At 66.6% G+C, this 23,690-nt stretch carries 26 protein-coding genes; 6 read left to right on the forward strand and 20 right to left on the reverse strand.

Annotated features, from left to right (window positions below; genetic code table 11):
* Window positions 1-82 precede the first annotated feature (82 nt).
* From miaA to rlmE, 5 genes are all read right to left on the reverse strand, one after another.
* A complete protein-coding gene (gene miaA, locus ACVOJ1_RS02510; RefSeq protein WP_065181258.1) occupies window positions 83-1,036 on the reverse strand; it encodes a tRNA (adenosine(37)-N6)-dimethylallyltransferase MiaA in 954 nt (317 codons plus the stop codon).
* On the reverse strand, window positions 1,036-1,932 hold the full coding sequence (gene folP, locus ACVOJ1_RS02515) for a dihydropteroate synthase (protein ID WP_346479944.1): 897 nt from the start codon (window positions 1,930-1,932) through the stop codon (window positions 1,036-1,038). Before folP ends, miaA begins: the two co-directional genes overlap by 1 nt.
* A 159-nt stretch (window positions 1,933-2,091) precedes the next feature.
* Window positions 2,092-2,277 (reverse strand): hypothetical protein, encoded by a 186-nt coding sequence (locus ACVOJ1_RS02520; protein ID WP_053519738.1) that lies wholly within the window; start codon window positions 2,275-2,277, stop codon window positions 2,092-2,094.
* A 102-nt stretch (window positions 2,278-2,379) separates the two neighbouring features.
* Window positions 2,380-4,317 (reverse strand): ATP-dependent zinc metalloprotease FtsH, encoded by a 1,938-nt coding sequence (ftsH, locus tag ACVOJ1_RS02525; RefSeq protein ID WP_053519737.1) that lies wholly within the window; start codon window positions 4,315-4,317, stop codon window positions 2,380-2,382.
* Between the two features lie 66 nt (window positions 4,318-4,383).
* Window positions 4,384-5,016 (reverse strand): 23S rRNA (uridine(2552)-2'-O)-methyltransferase RlmE, encoded by a 633-nt coding sequence (gene rlmE / locus ACVOJ1_RS02530; protein ID WP_065181256.1) that lies wholly within the window; start codon window positions 5,014-5,016, stop codon window positions 4,384-4,386.
* 65 nt (window positions 5,017-5,081) lie between these two features.
* Between rlmE and yhbY the strand changes: the two genes are divergently transcribed.
* Together yhbY and ACVOJ1_RS02540 are read left to right on the forward strand one after the other, a co-directional pair.
* The gene (gene yhbY, locus ACVOJ1_RS02535) at window positions 5,082-5,387 is read left to right on the forward strand and encodes a ribosome assembly RNA-binding protein YhbY (protein WP_053519735.1); all 306 of its coding nucleotides are present in this window, start codon (window positions 5,082-5,084) and stop codon (window positions 5,385-5,387) included.
* Window positions 5,388-5,400: 13 nt separating this feature from the next.
* Entirely contained in the window at window positions 5,401-5,775 is a 375-nt protein-coding gene (locus ACVOJ1_RS02540) for an Mth938-like domain-containing protein (protein WP_053519734.1), read from the forward strand.
* 116 nt (window positions 5,776-5,891) lie between these two features.
* Here the strand turns inward: ACVOJ1_RS02540 and ACVOJ1_RS02545 are convergent, their stop codons facing one another.
* From ACVOJ1_RS02545 to surE, 4 genes are read right to left on the reverse strand one after another with little or no spacing between them, the layout of a single operon-like run.
* Window positions 5,892-6,665, reverse strand: a complete 774-nt coding sequence (locus ACVOJ1_RS02545) for a peptidoglycan DD-metalloendopeptidase family protein (RefSeq protein ID WP_053519733.1) — start codon at window positions 6,663-6,665, stop codon at window positions 5,892-5,894.
* Window positions 6,662-7,276 (reverse strand): YqaA family protein, encoded by a 615-nt coding sequence (locus ACVOJ1_RS02550; RefSeq protein ID WP_053519732.1) that lies wholly within the window; start codon window positions 7,274-7,276, stop codon window positions 6,662-6,664. The genes ACVOJ1_RS02545 and ACVOJ1_RS02550 overlap by 4 nt, the downstream gene beginning before the upstream one ends.
* A 19-nt stretch (window positions 7,277-7,295) precedes the next feature.
* Window positions 7,296-7,973 (reverse strand): protein-L-isoaspartate(D-aspartate) O-methyltransferase, encoded by a 678-nt coding sequence (locus ACVOJ1_RS02555; RefSeq protein WP_053519731.1) that lies wholly within the window; start codon window positions 7,971-7,973, stop codon window positions 7,296-7,298.
* The gene (gene surE / locus ACVOJ1_RS02560; RefSeq protein WP_053519730.1) at window positions 7,970-8,749 is read right to left on the reverse strand and encodes a 5'/3'-nucleotidase SurE; all 780 of its coding nucleotides are present in this window, start codon (window positions 8,747-8,749) and stop codon (window positions 7,970-7,972) included. The genes ACVOJ1_RS02555 and surE overlap by 4 nt, the downstream gene beginning before the upstream one ends.
* Before the next feature lie 209 nt (window positions 8,750-8,958).
* Here surE and ACVOJ1_RS02565 point away from each other — a divergent pair, with 209 nt between their 5' ends.
* Window positions 8,959-9,498, forward strand: a complete 540-nt coding sequence (locus tag ACVOJ1_RS02565; protein WP_346479945.1) for a Smr/MutS family protein — start codon at window positions 8,959-8,961, stop codon at window positions 9,496-9,498.
* A 10-nt stretch (window positions 9,499-9,508) separates the two neighbouring features.
* Here the strand turns inward: ACVOJ1_RS02565 and truD are convergent, their stop codons facing one another.
* The 9 genes from truD to ACVOJ1_RS02610 all read right to left on the reverse strand — a co-directional run bounded on the left by truD (window position 9,509) and on the right by ACVOJ1_RS02610 (window position 17,242).
* Window positions 9,509-10,540, reverse strand: coding sequence for a tRNA pseudouridine(13) synthase TruD (gene truD / locus ACVOJ1_RS02570; RefSeq protein WP_164152232.1), 1,032 nt, complete (start codon window positions 10,538-10,540; stop codon window positions 9,509-9,511).
* Window positions 10,537-11,034, reverse strand: a complete 498-nt coding sequence (ispF, locus tag ACVOJ1_RS02575; protein WP_164152231.1) for a 2-C-methyl-D-erythritol 2,4-cyclodiphosphate synthase — start codon at window positions 11,032-11,034, stop codon at window positions 10,537-10,539. The genes truD and ispF overlap by 4 nt, the downstream gene beginning before the upstream one ends.
* Before the next feature lie 34 nt (window positions 11,035-11,068).
* A complete protein-coding gene (gene ispD, locus ACVOJ1_RS02580) occupies window positions 11,069-11,767 on the reverse strand; it encodes a 2-C-methyl-D-erythritol 4-phosphate cytidylyltransferase (RefSeq protein ID WP_053519726.1) in 699 nt (232 codons plus the stop codon).
* On the reverse strand, window positions 11,764-12,117 hold the full coding sequence (gene ftsB / locus ACVOJ1_RS02585) for a cell division protein FtsB (RefSeq protein WP_053519725.1): 354 nt from the start codon (window positions 12,115-12,117) through the stop codon (window positions 11,764-11,766). The genes ispD and ftsB overlap by 4 nt, the downstream gene beginning before the upstream one ends.
* Before the next feature lie 4 nt (window positions 12,118-12,121).
* Window positions 12,122-13,414 carry a phosphopyruvate hydratase gene (gene eno, locus ACVOJ1_RS02590; RefSeq protein WP_053519724.1) on the reverse strand — a complete coding sequence of 431 codons (1,293 nt, stop codon included), beginning with the start codon at window positions 13,412-13,414 and terminating at the stop codon, window positions 12,122-12,124.
* Between the two features lie 251 nt (window positions 13,415-13,665).
* On the reverse strand, window positions 13,666-14,013 hold the full coding sequence (locus ACVOJ1_RS02595) for a hypothetical protein (protein WP_053519723.1): 348 nt from the start codon (window positions 14,011-14,013) through the stop codon (window positions 13,666-13,668).
* Window positions 14,010-14,840, reverse strand: a complete 831-nt coding sequence (gene kdsA, locus ACVOJ1_RS02600) for a 3-deoxy-8-phosphooctulonate synthase (RefSeq protein ID WP_128989037.1) — start codon at window positions 14,838-14,840, stop codon at window positions 14,010-14,012. The genes ACVOJ1_RS02595 and kdsA overlap by 4 nt, the downstream gene beginning before the upstream one ends.
* A 90-nt stretch (window positions 14,841-14,930) precedes the next feature.
* Complete coding sequence (locus ACVOJ1_RS02605; RefSeq protein ID WP_065174923.1) at window positions 14,931-16,595, reverse strand: CTP synthase; 1,665 nt, start codon at window positions 16,593-16,595, stop codon at window positions 14,931-14,933.
* A 413-nt stretch (window positions 16,596-17,008) separates the two neighbouring features.
* A complete protein-coding gene (locus ACVOJ1_RS02610; RefSeq protein WP_053519720.1) occupies window positions 17,009-17,242 on the reverse strand; it encodes a hypothetical protein in 234 nt (77 codons plus the stop codon).
* Between the two features lie 160 nt (window positions 17,243-17,402).
* Here ACVOJ1_RS02610 and parE point away from each other — a divergent pair, with 160 nt between their 5' ends.
* The 3 genes from parE to ACVOJ1_RS02625 all read left to right on the forward strand — a co-directional run bounded on the left by parE (window position 17,403) and on the right by ACVOJ1_RS02625 (window position 21,629).
* On the forward strand, window positions 17,403-19,292 hold the full coding sequence (parE, locus tag ACVOJ1_RS02615) for a DNA topoisomerase IV subunit B (protein ID WP_053519719.1): 1,890 nt from the start codon (window positions 17,403-17,405) through the stop codon (window positions 19,290-19,292).
* Between the two features lie 151 nt (window positions 19,293-19,443).
* Entirely contained in the window at window positions 19,444-20,022 is a 579-nt protein-coding gene (locus ACVOJ1_RS02620; RefSeq protein ID WP_053519739.1) for a GNAT family N-acetyltransferase, read from the forward strand.
* Between the two features lie 110 nt (window positions 20,023-20,132).
* Complete coding sequence (locus tag ACVOJ1_RS02625) at window positions 20,133-21,629, forward strand: S10 family peptidase (protein WP_197570957.1); 1,497 nt, start codon at window positions 20,133-20,135, stop codon at window positions 21,627-21,629.
* 240 nt (window positions 21,630-21,869) lie between these two features.
* On the opposite strand, the gene ACVOJ1_RS02630 is transcribed toward ACVOJ1_RS02625, so the two are convergent.
* Both ACVOJ1_RS02630 and ACVOJ1_RS02635 read right to left on the reverse strand, forming a co-directional pair.
* Window positions 21,870-22,991 (reverse strand): inorganic phosphate transporter, encoded by a 1,122-nt coding sequence (locus tag ACVOJ1_RS02630; protein WP_053519810.1) that lies wholly within the window; start codon window positions 22,989-22,991, stop codon window positions 21,870-21,872.
* A 13-nt stretch (window positions 22,992-23,004) separates the two neighbouring features.
* Window positions 23,005-23,631 (reverse strand): DUF47 domain-containing protein, encoded by a 627-nt coding sequence (locus tag ACVOJ1_RS02635; RefSeq protein ID WP_004152833.1) that lies wholly within the window; start codon window positions 23,629-23,631, stop codon window positions 23,005-23,007.
* Window positions 23,632-23,690: the final 59 nt, after the last annotated feature.

The following is a 23,690-nucleotide window of genomic DNA, read 5'->3' on the forward strand; positions in this document are numbered from 1 at the left end:
TATTGTTCTTATTGGGTTGCCGGCGGCCGCCGCGGCCCCCGAGCCGCCCGCCGGACAGTGATGTTACACGGCTGGCGGCGGTTCAGCGTGCGACGAAGGTCGACACCGCGTCGGCCAGCCGCTCGTGGTCGATATGGGGGTCGAACCAGCGCGCGTCAAGCTCACCGCGCAGCCAGGTCAGCTGCCGCTTGGCCAGCTGGCGGGTGGCGAAGATCGCCTTGTCGCGGAAGCCGCCGGCATCGATCCGGCCGTCCAGATGCTCCCAAGCCTGGCGGTACCCGACCGCACGCACCGCCGGCAGGTCCAGCGGTGCCGCGACAGCGGCCATTTCCGGCATCGCGCGCAGATCGCGCACTTCGTCGAGGAAGCCCTGGGCCAGCATGGCATCGAAGCGGGCCTCGATCCGCCGGTGCAGGATTGCCCGGTCGTGCGGCGCCAGGACCAGCTTCAGGGTGCGTACCGGCAGCGGCGCCACGCCGGGCCGGCGCTGCCACTCGCTGATCGGCGTTCCCGTCAGTCGATAGACCTCCAGCGCCCGCTGGATCCGCTGTGGGTCTGTCGCATGGATGCGGGCAGCAGCGGCGGGGTCCACCTTCGCCAGTTCGGCATGCAACGCGGCCCAACCGCGCTCGGCGGCCTCGGCTGCCAGCGTGGCGCGCAGGGCCGGGTCGGCCTCCGGCATGGGCGACAGTCCCTGCAGCAGGGCGCGGAAGTACAGGCCGGTGCCCCCGGCCAGGATCGGCATCCGTCCACGCGCAACGATGTCGGCGACGACGCGGCCGGCGTCGGCGGCGAACTCTGCCGCTGAGTAGGTCTGCCACGGATCACGCAGGTCCAGCAGGTGATGCGGCGCCTGTGCGCGCTCGGAAACGTCGGGCTTGGCCGAACCGATATCCAGATGGCGATAGACCAGCGCCGAGTCAACGCTGACGATCTCGCCATCCAGCTGCCGGGCCAGGGCGATCGCGGTGGCCGTCTTGCCACTGGCGGTCGGCCCCATCACGGCAATCGCCAGCGGCCGCCGGTCAACGCCCATCAGTCTTCGTCCGGCCAGCTGATCGTCGGCCGGGTGTCATCGCGTGGCGCCGGCACGGCGTCCACTGCCCGCCAGATCTTCAGTGCATCGACGGTGGCGGCGACGTCATGTACACGCACGATACGCGCACCGCGCTGCACGGCAATCAGGTGCGCGGCCACCGACGCCGCCACCCGCTCGGCCGGCGCTTCACGCCCGGTCAGCTCGCCAAGGCTGCGCTTGCGCGACAGGCCCGCCAGCATCGGCACACCCAGTTCCAGAAAACGCTCCGAACGCGCCAACAGGGTCATGTTGTGCGTGGTGTTCTTGCCGAAGCCGAAACCCGGATCGATGACCAGATGCTTCTTCGCGATGCCGGCCATCTCGGCGGCGAACAGGCGCTGCACGAGAAACCCGTGGACTTCGGCAACGACGTCGTCGTAGTGCGGATCGGCCTGCATGTTGCCCGGCTCGCCCTGCATGTGCATCAGCACCACCGGCACGTTGGCCGCAGCGGCCGCTTCCAGCGCGCCGTCCTGGCGCAGGCCGAAGATGTCGTTGATCATGCCGGCGCCGGCGGCCACCGCCGCGCGCATCACCTCAGGCTTGAAGGTATCGATGCTGATCGGCACGGAGGTACGCGCCGCAAGCTGCTCGATGACCGGAACGATGCGGTGGAGCTCTTCCTCCATCGATACCGGTACAGCGCCGGGACGGGTCGATTCACCCCCGATGTCGAGCAGGTCGGCGCCCTCTTCCACCAGCTTCAGGCCATGCGCGACCGCGGCCTCCGTGGTGTCATGGTGCCCCCCGTCAGAGAACGAATCCGGGGTGACGTTGACGATGCCCATGACCCGGGCACGGTCCAGGCGCAGGATGCGACCGGCGCAGTCGAGCTGGGGCGAGGTATCGAACATGGGCAATCCTGCAGGGACAACGGCGGGTAGTTTAGTTCGGCAGGGCTGCGCCCTGCACCCGCAGAGGCCAGGGCGACAACAACAGCCAGAGCAACAGCTGGTTTGCTGATGAAAGGCGGGGCCGGTCCGGTTGCAGGGCGTCAGCCCTGCCGACACCCCTCAACGGCGGCGGCGCTTGCGGTCCACGTACAGGGTCCTGGCAATGCTCAGGACGATGCCGATCGCAATACCCACCACGCAGCCCAGCAGCAGATTGTCGGCCCCCAGGCCCACACCCACGCCGACCACGGTGGCGATGACCATCTCGACGGTGTGGGAAATCGGTTCGGGCTTCGGGGCGGACATGCGGGCTCCAGCGTCAGATCGGTTCTTCGGGGTGGGCCGATGGCCCGGAAACGACGAGGCCGGGTTGCCCCGGCCTCGTCTGATATCACGTGCAGCGGGCCGTCAGTGCGATTCGGCCGGACCGGCGATCGGCGGCAGCGGGCGAGCATCACCGCCCTTGTCGTTGCTGCCACCGTCCTTGTTCGACTTGTTCCAGCCCGCCGGCGGCGGCGGCTCGCGACCTTCCATGATGGCGTCGATCTGCGGCGCGTCGATGGTCTCGTACTGCAGCAGCAGCTGCGACATCGTGTGCAGCTTGTCGATGTTGTCGGTCAGCAGCTGGGTGGTGCGGGCGTAGGCCTTGTCGAGGATGTTGCGCACTTCCTCGTCGATGCGGCGCGCGGTGTCGTTGGACACGCTCTTGTGCTGCGTCACCGAGCGGCCCAGGAAGACTTCGTCGTCCTCCTCGCCATAGGCGATCGGACCGAGTTCTTCGGACAGGCCCCACTTGGTGACCATGTTGCGGGCCATCTTGGTGGCGCGCTCGATGTCGTTGGACGCACCCGTGGTGACCTTGTCGGTGCCGAAGATCAGCTCTTCGGCGACGCGGCCGCCGTACAGCGAGCACAGCTGCGACTGGATCGCCACGCGGTTCATCGAGTACTTGTCGCCCTCAGGCAGGTACATGGTCACACCCAGGGCGCGGCCGCGCGGAATGATCGTGACCTTGTAGACCGGGTCGTGCTCGGGCACCAGGCGGCCGACGATGGCATGGCCGGCTTCGTGGTAGGCGGTGAGGGTCTTCTCCTCCTCGCTCATGGCCATCGAACGGCGCTCGGCACCCATCAGGATCTTGTCGCGGGCACGGTCGAAGTGGTCCATGCGGACTTCCTTCTCGTTGCCACGCGCAGCAAACAGGGCTGCCTCGTTGCAGAGGTTGGCCAGGTCCGCGCCGGAGAAGCCCGGGGTACCGCGCGCGATCACCAGCGGCTCGACGTCGTCGGCCAGCGGCAGCTTGCGCATGTGCACCTTCAGGATGTGCTCGCGGCCCTTCACGTCGGGCAGGCCGACCACCACCTGGCGATCGAAGCGACCCGGGCGCAGCAGCGCCGGGTCCAGCACGTCCGGGCGGTTGGTCGCGGCGATCACGATCACGCCTTCGCCACCCTCGAAGCCATCCATCTCGACCAGCAGCTGGTTCAGGGTCTGCTCGCGCTCGTCGTGACCGCCGCCCAGGCCGGCACCACGGTGGCGGCCGACGGCATCGATCTCGTCGATGAAGATGATGCACGGGGCGTGCTTCTTGGCCTGCTCGAACATGTCACGCACGCGGCTGGCGCCGACACCGACGAACATTTCCACGAAGTCCGAACCGGAGATCGAGAAGAACGGCACCTTCGCCTCACCGGCGATGGCCTTGGCCAGCAGCGTCTTGCCGGTACCCGGCGGGCCGACCATCAGCACGCCACGCGGAATCTTGCCGCCCAGCTTGGTGAACTTGGACGGGTCGCGCAGGAAGTCGACCAGTTCGCCCACTTCCTCCTTGGCCTCGTCGCAGCCGGCGACATCGGCGAAGGTGACCTTGATCTGGTCCTCGCCCTGCAGCTTGGCGCGCGATTTGCCGAAGGACATCGCGCCCTTGGCGCCGCCGCCGCCGCCCTGCATCTGGCGCATGATGAACAGCCAGAAGCCGATGATCAGGATGACCGGCAGGAAATTCATCAGGATCGCGCCCAGGGAGATGCCGCTGGAGGGCTCCTCCTGCACGATCTCGACGTTCTTGGTGCGCAGCACGTTGATCAGGTCGCGATCGAACGGCGCGGTGATGGTGGACGACTGTCCACCCCGGGTGGTGTAGGTGATCTGGCTGGTGCCGCCGCGCATGTCGCCGCCGAAGGCGACCTTCTGCACGTTGCCGCTGTCCACCTGGTCCAGGAACTGCGAATAGGACGCACCCTGCGCACCGGCCCCGGAGGACTTGGGCGAGAAGCTCTGGAAGACCACCATCAGCACGACGGCGACGACCACCCATAGCAGGAGGTTCTTGGTCAAGTCGTTCATCCTCATTGGCTCCGGTGTTCCTCTCAGTGCGGGCGTTGCGTTGGGGTTGAAACTTACGTTGCGAGCTTACTTCATGTGGGCGCGTTTGCCCTGACCCAAGGCGTACACCTCGGGAGAGCGTTTGCGCGACGCTTCCGGCTTGCGGATGGAGACCTTGTCGTAGCGACGGCGCATTTCACGCACGTAGTCGTCAAAGCCCACACCCTGGAACAGCTTGATCAGGAACGCCCCGCCGGTCTTCAGGTGGTTGTCGGCGAAGTCCAGCGCCAGCTCCGCCAGATGCATCATCCGCGGCTGGTCGACCGCGTCCATGCCACTTTTATTGGGGGCCATGTCCGACAGCACAAGGTCCACCGGCTCGTCCCCGAGCATGGCTTCAAACTGAGATAGGACGGCTTCTTCCCTGAAGTCACCGTGAAGGAACTCCACACCCGCCAGCGGCGGCATCTCCAGGATGTCCAGCGCCAGCACGCGGCCGGTGTCTCCCATCTGTCTCCGAACCTGCTGAGACCATCCGCCAGGGGCGGCACCGAGGTCCACCACGACCATGTTCCGCTTCAGCAGGCGGTCACGTTCAAGCAACTCTTCAAGCTTGTAGGCCGCCCGCGAGCGCATGCCTTCGGCCTGCGCCTTCTTCACGAAGGGGTCGGAGAAGTGTTCCTTGAGCCAGCGCTGGCTGCTTTTGCTGCGGGTTGCCATTGGAAATAGGGGCTGATGGGGCCGTCATGATACCCTGATCCCCCCATTCAACCGTCTTTTCCTGCATGTCCATCGCCCTGACCGCCTCCCAGACCCGTTTCCTGCGCGGCCAAGCCCACGACCTGAAGGCCCTGCTGCAGACCGGCGGCAAGGGAGTGACCCCGGCCTTCATCGCGGAGCTGAACGAAGTGCTGGAGCGCCACGAGCTGGTCAAGGTCAAGGTCGCAGCCGAGGACCGCGAGGCCCGGGACGCGATGATCGGCGAGATCGTCGAAGCCACCGACAGTGCGCTGGTGCAGCGCATCGGTCACGTTGCCGTGCTGTATCGCCCGAGCAGGGAGCAGCGCCAGATCGTGCTGCCGCGCGGCTGATCGCGCTACCGCCATGCAGCTGAACCACGAGCCGCCCGATTACGCCTACAGCCTGCGCGCTGCCGATGGCCGCTCGGCCAAGGTCAATGACACGGTGCTGGCCAGCAGCTTTCTGCTGACGCCGGACCAGCTGGTCGAACATTGGCCTGTCGCCGATGCGGCGGCGCTGACGGTGGCCGACCTGGAACCGGTGCTGGCACTGAGTCCTGCATTGATCGTGCTGGGAACCGGCGAGCGGCAGGTGTTTCCGTCGGCTGCGGTAATGGCCGCCTGCCTGTCGCGCGGGATCGGCCTGGAAGTGATGAACAACCCTGCCGCGGCGCGCACCTTCAACATCCTTGCCGGCGAAGGCCGCAAGGTGGCGGCCGCGTTCATCCTGGAAGGTTGAGGACCACCGCCGGGCATGGCCCGGCGCTACCTTGATGCGCATACGCCGGGCATGGCCCGGCGCTACCTTGATGCACGTACGCCGGGCATGGCCCGGCGCTACCGTACCTGCCTGCGCTAGCGCGCTGGCAGGTACTGCTGCGGATCGACCGGCTTGCCGTTGTAGCGGATTTCAAAGTGCAGCATGTCGCGATTCGCGCCGGTGCGCCCCATCTCGGCAATCTGCTCACCCGCCTTCACGCTCTGTCCCTCGTTGACCAGGCGCTTGCGGTTGTGGCCGTAGGCCGACAGCCACTGGTCGCTGTGCTTGATGATGATCAGCTCGCCATAGCCGACCAGTCCGGCGCCCGAGTACACCACCACACCGTTGGCGGTGGCCTTGACGGCCTGCCCGCTGGTGCCGGCAATGTCGACGCCCTGCTTGGTTGCGTCGCCTGCCACGTAGCGGCCCACGATCGCGCCATCGGCTGGCCAGCGCCAGGCGATGTTGCTCTTCACCGGACCGGCCGGTGCCGTGGCCGGTGCCGTGCTGCCGCCGCTGCGCGGCGCGGTGACCACGGTGGTCGGTGCGCGGCCGCTGCTGGCCCCCGGCGGATACAGGCGGATGACCTGCCCCGGATAGATCGTCGACGGGTTGTCCAGGCTGTTCCACGCGATCAGATCGGCCGGGGTGATGTCGTGGATGCGGGCCAGCGCGTAGATCGTGTCGCCCTTGCGCACGACCACGGTCTGCCCCGGCTTGGCCACCGAAGTCTTGGGCGTAGTGACCGCCGCCCCGCCACCACTGCCATTGGGCCGCACCACCGTGGCAGTGCCACAGGCAGCCAGGCCGGAAACCAGCAGCACCAGCGCGCCGACGCGCACTCCCTTGCTCAGACGATCAGCACTCATGCGAACTTCGACCTCCATACAAGCCAGGCGATCAGCACCACCACCAAGGCGGTGGCGATCCAGCCCAGCGGTTCAATCCAGCGACGCAGCGCCGCTTCGGCGCGCGCTCCACCGATGCGGATCACGGCAGCGAGCACATACACGCGCTTGCCGCGTCCGATCAGCATGCTCAGCAGGTACTGCGGCATCGGTACGCCGACGATACCCGATGCCCACGTGAAGACCTTCATCGGGATGGGCATGAAGCCGCCCAGGACCAGGAACGTGAACACCGCCCACGGCGATTCGGCCATCTTCTCCTGCACGGTGGTGATGCCCTGTTCGATTGCCGGCAACATGCCCAGCACTTCGAACAACGGCTTGATCGCCTCGAATGCGAAGTGACCCAGCGCATAGCCGACCACGGCACCGACCATCGAACCGGCCAGGCTGAGGGTCGCGAACCACCAGCCGCGCCGGGGTTGAGCCACGCACATCGGGGCCAGCATCACTTCCGGCATCACCGGAAAGATGATCGCCTCGAAAAAACTCAGCACCGTCAGGTAGGTCGGCGCGCGTTCGTGCGCCGCCCACTTCATCGCCCGCTCGTACAGCGGTCCGAAAATCTTCATGCAACCCTGCTCCGTGGATTCAATCCAGCATGCCAGACAGCAGCGGCACGAAGGTGACCGGTGCCAGCACGCGCTGTTCGACGCTGCCGTCGGCCCTGCGGTCCAGCTGCACCAGCGACTGTGCACTGGCACCGCCGACCGGCGCCACCAGCCGGCCACCTTCGGCCAGCTGCTCGATCAGTGCGTCGACCAGCGCCGGGGCCGCAGCTGTGACGACGATGGCATCGAACGGGCCGTGCTCGGCCCAGCCGACACGGCCGTCATCGTGCTTGGTGCGGATGTTCATGCCGAGTGCGCGGAACCGCTTGCGGGCCTGCCGCAGCAGGTCGCCGATGCGCTCCACGGTGTAGACCTCCAGACCCAGTGCACCAAGCACGGCGGCCTGGTAGCCGGAGCCCGTCCCCACCTCCAGCACCCGCTTGGGCGCCACCTGCACGACCGCTTCGGTCATCCGGGCCACCACCCAGGGTTGCGAGATGGTCTGGCCGTGGCCGATCGGCAGCGCGGTGTCTTCATAGGCCCGCGAGGCCAGGGCCTCGTCGATGAACAGATGGCGGGGCACCACCCGGATCGCGTTCAGCGTGGACTCGTCGACGATGCCGGCTTCGCGCAGGCGATCGACCAGACGATCGCGGACGCGCTGTGACGTCATGCCGATGCCGACGGCTTCCGGTTGCAGGCGAAGGCGTGGGCTCATGCCGGCTGGTCCAGCGCGGCGCTGAGACCGCCGACCCAGCTGGCCACTTTCTCAAGCGCCTGATAGCGGGTCAGATCCACCTGGATCGGGGTGATCGAGATATGCCCGGTACGCACCGCGTGGAAGTCGGTGCCGGGGCCGGAGTCCTGCTCGCGGCCCGCCGGACCGATCCAGTACACCTCGTTGCCGCGTGGATCCTTCTGCGGGATGCAGCCTTCGGCGCGATGGCGGTTGCCCAGCCGGGTGACTTCGAAACCCTTGACCTCGGTCCACGGCAGGTCGGGCACGTTGACGTTGAGGATGGTGTCCGCCGGCAGCGGGTCGGCCTTGAGGCGGGCGACGATTTCCACGGCGGCACGCGCCGCGGTCTCGAAGTGACGGGGATCGTGATTGCGGGTCACCAGGGACACCGCCACCGCGGGCAGGCCGAGGAAGCGCCCCTCCATCGCCGCCGAGACGGTTCCGGAATAGATCACGTCGTCACCCAGGTTGGCGGCGTTGTTGATGCCCGACACGACAATGTCGGGTTCGAACTCCAGCAGGCCGGTCAGCGCCAGATGCACGCAGTCGGTGGGCGTGCCGGCCACCGACACGGTGTAGTGATCGATGCGCTTGAGCCGGATGGGCAGGTCCAGGGTCAGTGAATTGCTGGCGCCTGAGCGATCGCGGTCGGGTGCGACCACCGTCACTTCGTGGCCGGCGTCACGCAGTACCGAGGCAAGCATCCGGATACCTGCGGCGTCGACGCCATCGTCGTTACTGACCAGAATTCGCATCTTCGATTTAACCGCTTGATTTTCCAAGAATTCGATTCCGTCACCGTGCGGTGTTGGCGGGACCGTCGTGCTTCCCTGCGGAAGCCGACGACCCTGCAGGGGCATCGTCTATTGTGCCGCATGCGAGCCGCAGGTCCTACCCTGCCGGCGGTCACGACTGGCCTCGCATTGCGATAGGCAGGCTCGCGTCACCGGTTTACCCTGTGCGCATGTCGCATCCAGAAGACGAAGACCCTGCCGCGCTCTTCCGCGCGGCCATCGGCGAAGTGACGCCGCTGCGCAAAGACGCCGAACCCGCGCCGGCCGCTGCCCGGCCGAAGCCGCGCGCGCGCATGGCCGAACGCGACGAGGCCGAGGCCGCCGGCGAGTTCGCCCGGCTGTTGCGCGACAGCGCACCGCTGGAAGCCGGGGATGTGGCCAGCTACCGGCGCGACGCCCTTCCGCCGCGGCTGTTCCAGCGTCTCAAGCGCGGCCAGTACTCGGTGCAGGACGAGCTGGATCTGCATGGCGCGACCGCAGCGCAGGCCGAGGCCATGCTGCGCCAGTTCCTGCTGGAGGCGCACGCACATGAGTATGGCTGCGTGCGCATCATCCACGGCAAGGGACTGCAGTCCGACGGTGGTGCGCCGGTCCTGAAGAATCTGGTCGACCGGCTGCTGCGCCTGCGCAACGATGTGCTTGCCTTCCATTCGGCGCCGACCAGCCAGGGCGGAACCGGTGCCGTACTAGTGCTGCTGTCCCGGCGCTGATGCAATCCGCTCAGGACTGCGCGGCGTCCTCGACCGGTCCGAGCTCGTGCAGGACCGCGGTGGCGTAGCAGCCCGGCGGCAGCGCGAACGACAGCTCAAGCACATCTTCCGCCAGCCACTGGTGCTGCAGCAGCGCAGGACGCAGGCGCAACGCGCGGCGCTCCTGCTTCAGCCGTGCCTCTTCCAGTCCGGCACGCAGCGCCTTCGATTCCTCGTCGTCGAGCGCGCGCAGTTCGAGCTCGCGGGCGGCGCCGGTACTGCGCAGCTCGCCCTCTCCCCACAACGGCGCGCTGGGATGGATATCGAACCCGGCCAGCCGCGCTGCCAGTGCATCGGTGTAAGGCTCCGGACCAAACACGCTGCGGCTGCCATCCAGCATCCACACCTCACCGTCCAGCGGCTGGTCCCAGACACCCTGCTCCACGCGTGCGGCAAGCACGCGATTGAACAGTGCTGAACGCGCAGCCGACAGCAGCAGCGAGCGCTGGTCCTTGCGCATGCGGCGGCCACCGAACATCGCCAGCGCTGCCGGAACGTTGCCGCCATCGCGGCCGAAACGCTGCTCGCCGAACCAGTTCGGCAAACCACGATCGGCAATCTGCTGCAGGCGTTCGCTGATTGCGACCGCATCGCCGCGTACCTGGCGCAGCACCAGCCTGAAACGATTGCCGGCCAGCGCGCCACGCTGCAGCTTGCGGTTGTGCCAGGTTGCATCGAGCACTTCGATATCATCGCTGGCCAGCAGCGCCAGATCCGGCGCGACGCGCTTGGGCAGATGCACACTGAAGCGCTGGGTGGTGACCGCGTGGCGATCCTTCATCCCGGCATAGCTGACCGCCATCTCCGGCAAGCCAGCCCACTTGGCCAGCACCTTGGCCACATGCACGGTGTTGGCACCGCGCTTGCGGACATGCAGCAGCAGATGCTCGCCCTCGCCCGTGGCCTCAAAGGCCGGCAGCTCGTCGACCTGGAAATCCTCCGGCGTGGTGCGGATGCGCGCCTGCAGCAGCGGCGCACCGAAGGCGAGCGGCAGCGGAATCATACCGCCACCAGCAGGACCACAGCCTGTGCCGCGATGCCTTCACCGCGACCGGTGAAGCCAAGCTTCTCCGACGTGGTGGCCTTTACGCTGACCGCATCCAGTGGCAGCTGCAACAGTGCCGCGATGCATTCACGCATTGCCAGCGCATGCGGCCCGACCTTCGGTCGTTCACAGATCACGGTGACATCAGAGTTGCCGACGCACCAGCCACGCTCACGCAGGAGAGCGTCGCAGTGGCGGACGAAGTCGCTGCTGTCGGCCCCTTTCCAGCGATCATCGCTGGGCGGAAAGTGCTGGCCGATGTCGCCCAGCGCCAGCGCGCCGAGCATGGCGTCACACAGCGCGTGCAGGATCACGTCGCCATCGCTGTGCGCGAGCACACCGTGGCTGTGCGGCACGCGCACGCCTCCCAGCATGATGTGGTCACCCTCACCAAAGGCGTGGACGTCGTAGCCCTGGCCGATGCGGACGGGCGGGAACGGAGCAGTGCTCATGGATGCAACCCTTGCAGCAGGGCCGCGCGGGCGTTCAGCCGGCGCGGCGGGAAAGTACGAATTCGAAGCGGTCCAGGTCGGCGGGCGTGGTGACCTTGAAATTGTCCTCGCTGCCTTCAACCAGCAGCGGGCGCTGGCCCTGGCGTTCCATGGCCATGGCTTCGTCGGTGACGTCCACGCCGGACGCAGCGGCGTCGGTCAGCGCGCGGATCAACTGATGGCGGCGGAACAGCTGCGGGGTCAGCGCGCGCCACAGGCGCTCGCGGGGCTCGGTGCCGTCGATGCCACCATCGTCACCGGCCCGCTTCAGGGTGTCGCGTACCGGCGCGGCAAGAATGGCCCCGACCGGATCGGTACGGCCAACCTCCAGCAGGCGGCCCAGGTCGGCCAGCGACAGATTGGGCCGCGCGGCATCGTGCACCAGCACGAACTCATCGGCGCGGACGCTCTCCGGCAGCGCAAGCAGGCCGGCCAGCACGGAGGCGGCGCGGGTCGCCCCCCCCGTGCAGGTCAGCACCGGCTTGCCGGCCCATTCGCTCCAGCCCGGCCAATCCGCGTCATCCTCGCCGATCACCACCATCGCGCCGGCAACGGCCGGGTGGGCCAGCAGTGCCTGCAGGGTGTGGGCCAGCAGCATCTGCCCGCCCGCCTGCAGATACTGCTTGGGCAGTGGCGCACCGAAGCGGGCGCCACGACCGGCAGCGGGAACGACCACCCAGATCGCCGCGCTCATGGCACGTCCGCCGGGTGGTCGCCCGCCTGTTCGGGCATCGGCACCGGCGGCTGCGCCGGACGAACCGGCGCGTCGTCGACCACCCGGTAGAACTTCTCGCCGGGCTTGATCATGCCCAGCTCACTGCGTGCGCGCTCTTCGATGGCGGACTGGCCTTCCTTGAGGTCCTTCACTTCGGCAGCCAGCGCATCATTGCGCTGCTGCAGACCTTCGTTGTCCCGTTCCTGGCCGGCAACCTGGGCTTCGAGCATCATCACTTCCCCCGAATTGCCCGGGCCGAACCAGAAACGGTACTGCAGCCATGCCAGCAGCAGGGCCAGCACCAGCAGCAGCCAGCGCCAATCGCGCATGGCCTCAGCGCTTCAGCGAAACGAACGCGTCACGACCGGCGTAACGCGCGCCGGCACCGAGGGCTTCCTCGATGCGCAGCAGCTGGTTGTACTTGGCCACGCGATCGCTGCGGCACAGCGAGCCGGTCTTGATCTGGGTGGCAGTGGTCGCCACGGCGATGTCGGCGATGGTGGTGTCTTCGGTTTCACCCGAACGGTGCGACACCACAGCGGCATAACCGGCACGGTCAGCCATGGCAATCGCTTCCAGGGTTTCACTCAGGGTGCCGATCTGGTTGACCTTGATCAGGATGGCATTGGCAGTACCGGAGTCGATGCCCTCCTGGAAGATCTTCGGATTGGTCACGAACAGGTCATCGCCCACCAGCTGCACCTTCTTGCCGATGCGATCGGTCAGCAGCTTCCAGCCCGCCCAGTCGTTCTCGGCCAGGCCGTCCTCGATGGTGATGATCGGGTACTGCGCGGCCCAGTCGGCAAGGAAGTCGACGAACTGCTCGGAGGTCAGGCGCTTGTTCTCGCCGACCAGGTTGTACTTGCCGTTCTCGAAGAACTCGCTGGAGGCCACGTCCAGACCCAGCAGCACGTCCTCGCCCGCGGTGTAGCCGGCCTTGCCGATCGCTTCGAGAATGGTGTCCAGCGCCTCGACGTTGCTGCGGAAGTCCGGTGCGAAGCCGCCTTCGTCACCGACCGCGGTGCTCAGGCCATGCCCCTTCAGCACCGACTTCAGCGAGTGGAAGATCTCGGTGCCGGCGCGCAGCGCTTCGGAGAACGAAGTGAAGCCGACCGGCAGCACCATGAACTCCTGGAAATCGACGTTGTTATCGGCATGCGCGCCGCCGTTGATGATGTTCATCATCGGCACCGGCAGCGACGGGGTCACGCCGGTCCTGCCGGCCAGGTACTGCCACAGCGCCTGCTTGCTGGATGCTGCGGCGGCGTGCGCGGCCGCCATCGAGACACCGAGCAGCGCGTTGGCGCCCAGACGGCCCTTGTTCTCGGTGCCATCAAGGTCGATCAGGCGGCGGTCCAGGCCGGACTGGTCGGTGGCCTCGAAGCCCTTCAGCGCGGCAGCGATGGTCGTGTTGACGTTGTCGACAGCCTTGCGCACGCCCTTGCCCAGGTAGCGGGTCTTGTCGCCGTCACGCAGCTCGACCGCTTCCTTGGTGCCGGTCGAGGCGCCGGAGGGAACCGCGGCACGACCGAACGAACCGTCCTCCAGGGTGACTTCGGCTTCCAGCGTGGGATTGCCACGGCTGTCGAGGATTTCACGGGCGTGGATGCTGCGGATCGTACTCATGGTCGGGCCGGTTACCTGTATGGAGAGGGGGCGACAAAACGAATGCCGCGTGATTATCCCCGGCTGCCCGCCCGTTGCCAAATGGCGTGAACGGCGTCAGCCCCGGCTGGCCCCCGCCCCGGCAGCAGCAGCGATACCAGGAGCACCCGCAAAGCAGAGGCAATGGCCGGACAGACGGCGCCATGCCTGCGCCGCAAGCCTGAGCGCGATCAGGCCCCAGGGCCAATAGCGTGCAGACGTGCTCGCATTCATCAGAGCACCCCGTAGGACAGCGCACCGAGCCACAGCGAAAGCAGCACAACCGCCAGCCCGGCGGCCACCCTGCCGCGATTCAGGCGCCAAGCCAGCACGGCGGCAGCGATGCAGCCGCCGGCAGTCAACAGCTCGCCGGCCAGCAGCGCCATGAAGTACGCCCGCAGATTGAGCACGCTGCTGCCATCACCCGGTGACCGCACGGACGCTGCGCCGATCAGCACCAGACCGAACACGCCCACCGTGAACAACCCCGCCAGGCCCAGTGCGATCAGGCCCCACGGCCACTGTTTCCAGTGCCGGCGGCGACGCTGGGTTTCCAGCGCCGTCCATGGGTCAGACTTCACGCGAAGCGTGAGAAACCGTGCTTCTTGGTCACCGCATCGAGCTCCATCAGCGTTTCGAGCAGTGCTTCCATCTGGTCCAGCGGCCATGCGTTGGGACCGTCGGAGAGGGCCTTGGACGGGTCAGGATGGGTCTCGGCGAACAGACCGGAGATACCCACCGCCACCGCGGCCCGGGCCAACACCGGCACATGTTCGCGCTGGCCGCCGGAGCTGGTGCCCTGCCCACCCGGCAGCTGCACCGAATGGGTGGCGTCGAACACCACCGGACACCCGGTCTCGCGCATCACCGCCAGCGAACGCATGTCGCTCACCAGATTGTTGTAGCCGAAGCTGGCACCGCGTTCGCAGACCATGATCTGATCGTTACCGGTCGCCTTGGCCTTCTCCACGACCGGCTTCATGTCCCAGGGCGCCAGGAACTGGCCCTTCTTGATGTTGACCGGCTTCCCGGCCGAGCACACCTTGCGGATGAAGTCGGTCTGGCGAACAAGGAATGCCGGGGTCTGCAGCACATCCACGACCGAAGCCACTTCGTCCATCGGGGTGTACTCATGGACGTCGGTCAGCACCGGCACGCCGATCTGCTTCTTGACCTCGGCCAGGACTTTCAGCCCCTCCTCCATGCCCGGGCCGCGGAAAGCGGTACCAGACGTGCGGTTGGCCTTGTCGAAGCTGGACTTGAAGATGAAGTTCACACCGAGCTTGCCGGTGATCTCCTTCAGCTTGCCGGCGGTATCGAGCTGCAACTGCATCGACTCGATCACGCAGGGGCCGGCGATCAGGAACAGGGGCTGGTCCAGCCCCGCTTCGAATCCACACAGTTTCATGGCGTTTCCTTAGAGTTGTCCGCTACATCGAACGGGCCGATGCACTTGGTTCAAGCGAGCAAGATGGGGCCTGGCGGGCCCCATCGCAAGTCAGGCGCGCGCTTCCTGCAACAACTGGCCACCGGCCTTGCGCTCGCGTGCGGCGCGGATGAAGCCGATGAACAGCGGGTGGCCGTCACGCGGCGTGGACAGGAACTCCGGATGCGCCTGGCAGGCCAGGAACCAGGGATGCGCATCGCGCGGCAACTCGACCACTTCCACCAGGGTGTCGTCCATCGACTTGCCGGCGATCACCAGGCCGGCGTCTTCCAGCTGGGTGCGGTAACGGTTGTTGAACTCATACCGGTGGCGGTGGCGCTCGGCCACCACGTCCTTGCCGTACAGCTCACGCGCCAGCGTGCCCGGCTTCAGGCGCTGCTCCTGCAGGCCCAGGCGCATGGTGCCGCCCAGGTCGCTCTTGTCGTCGCGCTTCTCGACGTCACCGGCGGCGGTGCGCCACTCGGTGATCAGGCCGATCACCGGATTTGGCGACTGGCGATCATTCTCGGTGCTGTTGGCACCTTCGAGGCCGACCACGTTGCGCGCGTAATCGACCACGGCCGCCTGCATGCCGTAGCAGATGCCGAAGTACGGCACCTGGTTCTCGCGGGCGAACTTCGAGGTCAGCACCTTGCCTTCGAAACCACGGTCGCCGAATCCGCCCGGCACCAGGATGCCATCGACATCGGCCAGCGCGGCCATGTCCGTGCCTTCCAGGTCCTGCGCTTCCAGCCACTTCAGATTGACCCGGGTGCGCTGGCGCAGGCCACCATGCTTGAGTGCTTCGCCGACCGACTTGTACGCATCCTGGTGGTCGACGTACTTGCCGACCACGGCGATGGTCACCTCGTCGAGCGGATGCAGCGTGGCGTCGACCGCGTCCTCCCACACCGACAGATCGACAGGACCGGCCTTGTCGGCCAGCTTCAGCTGGTTGACGACAATCTCATCCAGGCCCTGCGCATGCAGTCCCGAAGGGATGCGATACAGCACATCCACGTCCGGCACGCTGATCACGGCGCGTTCGGAAACGTTGGTGAACTGGGCGATCTTGCGACGCTCCGAATCGGGCACGGCCTGCTCCGAACGGCACAACAGCACATCCGGCTGGATGCCGATCGAACGCAGCTCCTTCACCGAGTGCTGGGTCGGCTTGGTCTTCAGTTCGCCGGCCGCGCCGATGTACGGCACCAGGGTGAGGTGCATGAACAGCGCCTTCTCCGGACCACGCTCGGTACGCACCTGGCGGATCGCCTCCAGGAACGGCAGCGATTCGATGTCGCCGACGGTGCCGCCGATCTCGACCAGGGCGACGTCATAGCCTTCGGTGGCTTCGTCGATGCAACGACGGATCTCGTCGGTAATGTGCGGAATGACCTGCACGGTCGCGCCAAGGTAATCGCCGCGACGCTCCTTGCGGATCACGTTCTCGTAGATGCGACCGGTGGTGACCGAATTCTTGCGGCTCAGGCGCGTCCGCACGAACCGCTCGTAGTGGCCCAGATCGAGATCGGTCTCGGCACCGTCATCGGTGACATAGACCTCGCCGTGCTGGAACGGGCTCATGGTGCCCGGATCAACGTTGATGTAGGGGTCGAGCTTCATCATCGTGACCTTCAGGCCACGGGCTTCGAGAATGGCGGCCAGCGACGCAGCGGCAATGCCTTTGCCGAGCGAGGACACCACGCCGCCGGTTACGAAAATCAAGGGAGTCATGGCTGCAAGCATCCTGTCTGGAAATGGAAAACGACAGCGCCACGCACGCCCTGGGGGCGGACATGGCGCTTGAAGGGGGTTTTCCGGTTCGCTGGGGCAGCGAGGGAGGTGCCGATCCGTGCGGCGGCTGGCGCCAGACGGTAACCATCGCGCGAGGTCGGGGCAACCGCGCCGGTCACATCGACCGTCACCTGCGACCCGCATTGCTGGAGGCCACGCATGGCCGTGCCAGCCCATTCGCAAATGGTGGACACGCACTACTCCCGGAAAGCCATAGTTTACAGATAGATGGCCGCCAACCCAAGAGGCTTGTGCAGGCCGACCGAACGAAAAACGCCCCCTTGCGGGGGCGTGGCGTCGCCAGAAGCCCGCTTCTACAGGGCTTCCGTGGGAAAGGGAGGGTGCGCGTGCGCTCAGCGCTTCTTGCGCGCCTCTTCCTCTTCTTCCTGCTGCGGAACCGGCTGGCCCTTGGCCTTCAGCTCCGCATTGGCCTGCGCGCGGCGCTTGGCCTTGGCGTCGGCTTCGGCCTGTGCCTTGTCGGCCTGGTCACCCTGCTGCGGGGCCGGCTGGCCGGCGTTCTGCGCCATCACCAGCGGCACCGCAACGGCGGCAGCGGCCAGGATCGCAATGGTCAGCAACTTCTTCATGGAGTCCTCCTCGCGGTATGGCTGGGACATGGGGACGCTGGCGTCCGGATTCCAGCGGCTGCCATTTTACCCCCTCCCCGGTGGCGAGGCTGAACCGCAGGCGTGCAAATTCGCCGCCCAGACCGCACACTTGCGCGTCGCTCCGCGCTTTAGAACATAGATGAACGCCCGCTATAACGCCGCCGATATTGAAGTCCTGTCCGGCCTTGACCCGGTCAAGCGCCGTCCCGGCATGTATACCGACACCGCGCGCCCCAACCACCTGGCGCAGGAAGTGATCGACAACTCGGTGGACGAGGCCCTCGCCGGCCACGCCCGCTCGATCGAGATCACCCTGTACAAGGACGGCAGCGTGGAGGTCAGCGATGACGGCCGTGGCATGCCGGTGGACATCCATCCGGAAGAGAAGATCCCGGGTGTCGAGCTGATCCTGACCCGCCTGCACGCGGGCGGCAAGTTCAGCAACAACAACTACACCTTCTCCGGCGGCCTGCACGGCGTCGGCGTCAGCGTGGTCAACGCGCTGTCGACCCTGGTGGAGGTGCACATCAAGCGTGAAGGTGCCGAACACCGCATCACCTTCCGTAACGGTGACCGCGCCACGCCGCTGGAAGTGGTGGGCACGGTCGGCAAGAAGAACACGGGCACCCGCGTGCGCTTCTGGCCCGACCCGAAGTACTTCGATACGCCGAAGTTCGCGGTGCGCGCGCTCAAGCATCTGCTGCGCGCCAAAGCGGTGTTGTGCCCGGGCCTGACCGTGAAGCTGACCGACGAAGCCACCGGCGAAGTCGACACCTGGTACTACGAGGACGGCCTGCGCGACTACCTGAAGCTGGAGCTGGGCGAGCGCGAAATGCTGCCGGCCGACCTGTTCGTCGGCAACCTGAAGAAGGACACCGAAGTGGTGGACTGGGCCGTGGCCTGGCTGCCGGAAGGCGAGCTGGTCCAGGAAAGCTACGTCAACCTGATCCCGACCGCCCAGCACGGTACCCACGTCAACGGCCTGCGCACCGGCCTGACCGAGGCGCTCCGCGAGTTCTGCGACTTCCGCAACCTGCTGCCGCGTGGCGTGAAGCTGGCGCCGGAAGACGTGTGGGACCGCGTGTCGTTCGTGCTGTCGCTGAAAATGACCGATCCGCAGTTCAGCGGGCAGACCAAGGAACGCCTGTCCTCGCGGCAGGCCGCCGGTTTCGTGGAAGGTGCCGCGCACGATGCATTCAGCCTGCTGCTGAACCAGAACGTGGAACTGGGCGAGAAGATCGCGCAGATCGCCATCGAGCGCGCCAGCGCACGCCTGAAGACCGAAAAGCTGGTGGTCCGCAAGAAGGTCACCCAGGGCCCTGCCCTGCCGGGCAAGCTGGCCGACTGCATCAGCCAGGACCTGTCGCGTACCGAACTGTTCCTGGTGGAAGGTGATTCGGCAGGCGGCAGCGCCAAGCAGGCACGCGACAAGGATTTCCAGGCGATCATGCCGCTGCGCGGCAAGATCCTGAACACCTGGGAAGTCTCCTCCAACAGCGTGCTGGCCTCGGAAGAAGTGCACAACCTGGCCATCGCCATCGGCTGCGATCCGGGCAAGGATGACATCAGCGGCCTGCGCTACGGCAAGGTGGTGATCCTGGCCGACGCCGACTCGGACGGCCTGCACATCGCCACCCTGTTGACGGCGCTGTTCCTGAAGCACTTCCCGGCGCTGGTCGACGCCGGCCACGTGTTCGTGGCAATGCCGCCGCTGTTCCGCATCGACGTGGGCAAGCAGGTCTTCTACGCACTGGACGAGGAAGAAAAGCGCTCCATGCTGGACAAGATCGAGCGCGAGAAGATCAAGGGCGCGGTCAACGTGACCCGGTTCAAGGGCCTGGGCGAAATGAACCCGTCGCAGCTGCGTGAGTCCACCATCCACCCGGACACCCGTCGCCTGGTGCAGCTGACCGTGGACGATCGCGAGCAGACCCGTTCGCTGATGGACATGCTGCTGGCCAAGAAGCGGGCGTCTGACCGCAAGGGCTGGCTGGAGACCAAGGGCGATCTGGCGTCGCTGGAAGTCTGACCCCAGCGCGGGCCGGGGCCGTTTCCTGTCGGGAAACGGCTCTGGCTGCATGGCCTGGCAGTACCGGTCCAGGCCGCCCTCCGGGGCATTACACCCCCATCGGCAAACCCTGCGGGTCCATAATGCGCGCTCATCCGCGTGGACCACCGCATTGCCCAGCCACTCGCTGCTGTTCCCCGGCCTGCCGCTGCACAGCACGCGGCTGGTCCTGAGCCCGATCCGTCGTGATGACGCTGCTGCGTTGTTCACGCTGCAATCCAACCCGGCGGTGATGCGCTGGTGGAACCATCCTGCCTGGACACGGCCGGGCGAAGCCCGCGAACAGATCGACGACGACCTCGCCGCACACGCCATCGGCACCCAGCTCAAGCTGGCCGTGCGCGAATCGCTGGAAGGCCCGTTGCTGGGCATCTGCGTGGTGTTTGCCGTCGATCGCGATGCTGCGCGTGCCGAGATCGGCTATCTGCTGGCACCTGAGGTCCAGGGCCGGGGCTACATGCATGAGGCGTTGCAGCAGGTGCTGGCCTACCTGTTCCGGACGCTGCGCCTGCATCGCGTCGAAGCCGAGATCGATCCGCGCAATGCGGCCTCCGCGCACGTGCTTGAACGCCTCGGCTTCCATCGTGAGGGCCTCCTGCGCCAGCGCTGGCGCATCCAGGGCGAGTTGGCGGACTCGGCTGTGTACGGGCTGCTGGCCGATGACGAAGCCGCGAGCGCCCTGCCCACTTGACCCAATCTGGCCGCAACCGACGACAACGCCCGGCCATGGCTTTGGACACATACGACGCGGCACCCTGGAGGCCTAGCATCGGAACCCCCTTCCGCTGCCGATCCGGTGCCATGAAGTTCCTGCTGCACACTGCCGCGCTCTGCGTCGGCCTGCTTATCGCTCCTGCCAGCGTGCTGGCCGCGCCCGCCGCCGAGTCCAAGCCCGATGCCAGGGGCGACAGGGCCGAAGCACCTGCGCTGCCGGCCGACGCCTCCACCCGCCAGAGCATCCGCCTGGCGGGCCGCACGCTCGACTACACCGCCACCGTGGGGACCCTGCCGGTACGTGACGAGAAGGGCAAGGTGATCGCCGATGTGGTGTTCACCGCCTACACGATGCCCGGCAAGGACCGGCCGGTGACCTTCGCGCTCAACGGCGGGCCCGGCGCGTCCTCGGTGTATCTCAATCTGGGCGCCATCGGCCCGAAGGTCGTGACCTTCGGCTCGGAGGGCGACAGCGCGTCGGCGCCGGCCACGCTGCACGACAATCCGGGAACGTGGCTGGACTTCACCGACCTGGTCTTCATCGACCCGGTCGGCACCGGCTTCAGCCGTGCCCGCATCGGCGATGACGAAGCCAAGAAGGCACTGTACAACCCCAGTGCCGACATCGAGTACCTGTCGCGATCGATCTACGACTGGTTGCTGCGCAACCAGCGCATGGCGTCGCGCAAGTATCTCACCGGTGAGAGCTACGGTGGCTACCGCGGCCCACGCATCACCCACTACCTGCAGACGCGGCTGGGCGTTGCGATGAACGGCCTGGTGCTGGTCTCGCCGTACCTGAGCCCGACCCTGGAAGACAATGCCGACGTTTCGCCGATGGCGTGGATGCAGACGCTGCCGTCGATCGCAGCGGCGCACCTGGAGCGCCAGGGCCGCCTGACCGACGCGGCGATGCGCGAGGTGATCGAGTACACCCGCGGCGATTACGCCACCGCCCTGATGAAGGGCCGCAGCGATCCACAGGCCACCGAGGCGATGCTGCGCCGGGTCACCGAGCTGACCGGGCTGGACCCGCAGTTCGTGCGTCGTGCCGGCGGCCGCCTGGAAACCCAGGCCTATCTGCGCGAAGTGTTCCGCGACAAGGGCACGCTGGGCAGCCGCTACGACTCGAACGTGACGGCGTTTGATCCGTTCCCGAACGATCCGGAACAGCGCGCCAACGATCCCCTGCTCGACAGCATCATCGCGCCGACCACCACCGCGATGGTCGACTTCGTCACCCGCGTGGTGGGCTGGAAGGTCGATGCGCGCTACCAGGCATTGAACTACGAGGTGAACCGGCTGTGGGACCGCAACGGCGATCTGCGCCAGGGCGCGGTGACCCAGCTGCGCCAGGCGGTGGCGATCGATCCGAATCTGCAGGTGCTGATCGCGCACGGCTGGAATGACCTGTCGTGCCCGTTCATGGGCTCGATCCTGACCGTGGATCAGATGCCAGCGATGGGCAGCAATCCGGACCGCGTGCAGGTGCGCAGCTACCCGGGTGGGCACATGTTCTACAGCCGTGCCGACAGCCAGGCGGCATTCCGCAAGGATGTGCAGGCACTGTTCCAGCGCAACTGAGGGGTTCGGCCGGGTCGCGGCCCGGCGCCCGCTGACGGCAACGGCAACGGCAAAAGCCGGGTTTCCGTGGGCTGGCGAGGTTCCTGCTGCTGTTGGTGGGTGTCGACCTTGGTCGACACGCTGGATACGGAAAAACGATCTGCCCATGAAAAAAGCCCGCCGGAATCCGGCGGGCTTTTTCATTTCCGGGGTCAGATCCCTATCTGCAGGGAAAGGGCTCTGACCCCAGGGTTGCTGGCATCAGGTCCAGCCGAACAGCTCGAACAGCTTCAGGATCAGGTACGCACAGCCGCCTGCCGCCGGGATGGTCAGGATCCAGGCCCAGACGATGCGCTCGATCACGCCGAACTTCAGCGAACGCGGATTCTTGGCAAAGCCCACGCCCATGATCGCGGTGGAGATGCTGTGCGTGGTCGAGACCGGCATGCCGAAATGGGCGGCCAGGGTCAGGATGGTGGCCGAGCTGGTCTCCGCGGCGAAGCCGTGGATCGGATGCAGTTTGACCATCTTGTGGCCCAGCGTCTTGATGATCTTCCAGCCACCCGAAGCCGTACCGGCGGCCATCACCACCGCACAGGTCAGCACGATCCACATCGCGATGCCGTCACCGGCCTGCGCATCCGGGTGCATGAAGGCCAGCCAGGACGGCAGGTTGTCCAGTGCACCGGTGGCTTCGGCACCGATCAGGGTCATGGCGATGATGCCCATGGTCTTCTGTGCGTCGTTGTGCCCGTGTGCGAAGCCCATGTAGGCGGCCGAGACGATCTGCGCCTTGCCGAAGAAGGCATTGACCCAGCGCGGACGGGCCAGGCGGCCGATCGCACCACCGATCCTGGCCAGACCCGCAATCAGGCCCCACAGCAGCACCATCACCACGATGCCCAGCAGGAAGCCGGCAATCGGCGAGGTGATCATCGGCACGAACACCTTCCACAGCAGGCCCTTGTTCTGCGCCCAGCTGCCGAGCCGCTCGGACCAGATCAGCGCATCCCAGTTGTTGTGGGCGGCCGCCAGGCCGGCGCCGCACAGGCCACCGATCAGGGCGTGCGAGGACGAGGACGGCAGCCCCTTCCACCAGGTGATCAGGTTCCAGATGATGCCGCCCAGCAGGGCGCACAGGATCACCTGCGGGGTGACATCGACCACGTTGGTGTTGAGCAGGCCCGACGCGATGGTCAGCGCCACCGCCGTACCGGTCAGGGCACCGATCAGGTTCATGAAGGCGGCGAGCATCACCGCCCAGCCGGGCGAGAGCACCTTGGTCGCCACCACGGTGGCGATGGAGTTGGCGGTGTCGTGGAAGCCGTTGATGAACTCGAAGACGAGCGCAGCCAGGATCACCACCAGGACGAGGGTCAACATGCGGCGGCGTCCGTCAGCTGTTCTTCAGCACGATCTGGTACGCCACCACGCCGGCCTCGCGGCAGCGGTCGATGGCTTTTTCCAGGATCTCGAAGAATTCCTTGAGCAGGAACATCTGCAGGTTGTCCAGGCGCCCGGAATAGATGTCACGGTACAGCTCCAGCATCAGCCGGTCGGCCTCGTTCTCCAGCGAGCGCAGCTTCTCGTTGAGCGCGGTCATCCGGTCCAGGTTCATGTGGCGCAGGTCAGCCACCATCTCCACCACGACGCCGGCGGCCTGCTCCAGCATCGCCGCGCGCGGCGCGAAGTCGATGTGCTCCAGGTGGGTCGTGGCCAGCGAATAGCGATCGGCGAACTTCTCGATCTGCTTGGGGATCTTGTACAGCGCCGACCCCAGCGCTTCGATGTCTTCACGCTCGATCGGCGTCATGAAGCTGTCCACCAGCGCCTGACTGATCTTGTCCGACGCCGCGCGCTCGCGCAGGCGGGCCAGCTTGAAGGCGTCCAGCGCGGGCTGGCGGTCGGCCTCGCGCAGCATGGAATGCAGCGCCTTGGCGGCGTCGGAGGCCGCGACGGCAGCCTCATCGAGCAGGGTGTAGAACTGTTTGCCGGAACCGAAAATGGTCTGCAGAGAGAACATTGAGAAACCTGTCAGCCGTCGCGGGAAGGACGGCACCGGACGGAATTATGACGGCTAGA

Source organism: Stenotrophomonas sp. STEN225 (assembly GCF_056756445.1).

Bases quoted from the DNA above. Each gene is read 5' to 3' on its own strand.
- miaA (WP_065181258.1), bottom strand. From the start codon at position 1,036: ATGGGCGTTGACCGGCGGCCGCTGGCGATTGCCGTGATGGGGCCGACC.
- folP (WP_346479944.1), bottom strand. From the start codon at position 1,932: ATGTTCGATACCTCGCCCCAGCTCGACTGCGCCGGTCGCATCCTGCGC.
- ACVOJ1_RS02520 (WP_053519738.1), bottom strand. From the start codon at position 2,277: ATGTCCGCCCCGAAGCCCGAACCGATTTCCCACACCGTCGAGATGGTC.
- ftsH (WP_053519737.1), bottom strand. From the start codon at position 4,317: ATGAACGACTTGACCAAGAACCTCCTGCTATGGGTGGTCGTCGCCGTC.
- rlmE (WP_065181256.1), bottom strand. From the start codon at position 5,016: ATGGCAACCCGCAGCAAAAGCAGCCAGCGCTGGCTCAAGGAACACTTC.
- yhbY (WP_053519735.1), top strand. From the start codon at position 5,082: ATGTCCATCGCCCTGACCGCCTCCCAGACCCGTTTCCTGCGCGGCCAA.
- ACVOJ1_RS02540 (WP_053519734.1), top strand. From the start codon at position 5,401: ATGCAGCTGAACCACGAGCCGCCCGATTACGCCTACAGCCTGCGCGCT.
- ACVOJ1_RS02545 (WP_053519733.1), bottom strand. From the start codon at position 6,665: ATGAGTGCTGATCGTCTGAGCAAGGGAGTGCGCGTCGGCGCGCTGGTG.
- ACVOJ1_RS02550 (WP_053519732.1), bottom strand. From the start codon at position 7,276: ATGAAGATTTTCGGACCGCTGTACGAGCGGGCGATGAAGTGGGCGGCG.
- ACVOJ1_RS02555 (WP_053519731.1), bottom strand. From the start codon at position 7,973: ATGAGCCCACGCCTTCGCCTGCAACCGGAAGCCGTCGGCATCGGCATG.
- surE (WP_053519730.1), bottom strand. From the start codon at position 8,749: ATGCGAATTCTGGTCAGTAACGACGATGGCGTCGACGCCGCAGGTATC.
- ACVOJ1_RS02565 (WP_346479945.1), top strand. From the start codon at position 8,959: ATGTCGCATCCAGAAGACGAAGACCCTGCCGCGCTCTTCCGCGCGGCC.
- truD (WP_164152232.1), bottom strand. From the start codon at position 10,540: ATGATTCCGCTGCCGCTCGCCTTCGGTGCGCCGCTGCTGCAGGCGCGC.
- ispF (WP_164152231.1), bottom strand. From the start codon at position 11,034: ATGAGCACTGCTCCGTTCCCGCCCGTCCGCATCGGCCAGGGCTACGAC.
- ispD (WP_053519726.1), bottom strand. From the start codon at position 11,767: ATGAGCGCGGCGATCTGGGTGGTCGTTCCCGCTGCCGGTCGTGGCGCC.
- ftsB (WP_053519725.1), bottom strand. From the start codon at position 12,117: ATGCGCGATTGGCGCTGGCTGCTGCTGGTGCTGGCCCTGCTGCTGGCA.
- eno (WP_053519724.1), bottom strand. From the start codon at position 13,414: ATGAGTACGATCCGCAGCATCCACGCCCGTGAAATCCTCGACAGCCGT.
- kdsA (WP_128989037.1), bottom strand. From the start codon at position 14,840: ATGAAACTGTGTGGATTCGAAGCGGGGCTGGACCAGCCCCTGTTCCTG.
- ACVOJ1_RS02605 (WP_065174923.1), bottom strand. From the start codon at position 16,595: ATGACTCCCTTGATTTTCGTAACCGGCGGCGTGGTGTCCTCGCTCGGC.
- ACVOJ1_RS02610 (WP_053519720.1), bottom strand. From the start codon at position 17,242: ATGAAGAAGTTGCTGACCATTGCGATCCTGGCCGCTGCCGCCGTTGCG.
- parE (WP_053519719.1), top strand. From the start codon at position 17,403: ATGAACGCCCGCTATAACGCCGCCGATATTGAAGTCCTGTCCGGCCTT.
- ACVOJ1_RS02625 (WP_197570957.1), top strand. From the start codon at position 20,133: ATGAAGTTCCTGCTGCACACTGCCGCGCTCTGCGTCGGCCTGCTTATC.
- ACVOJ1_RS02630 (WP_053519810.1), bottom strand. From the start codon at position 22,991: ATGTTGACCCTCGTCCTGGTGGTGATCCTGGCTGCGCTCGTCTTCGAG.
- ACVOJ1_RS02635 (WP_004152833.1), bottom strand. From the start codon at position 23,631: ATGTTCTCTCTGCAGACCATTTTCGGTTCCGGCAAACAGTTCTACACC.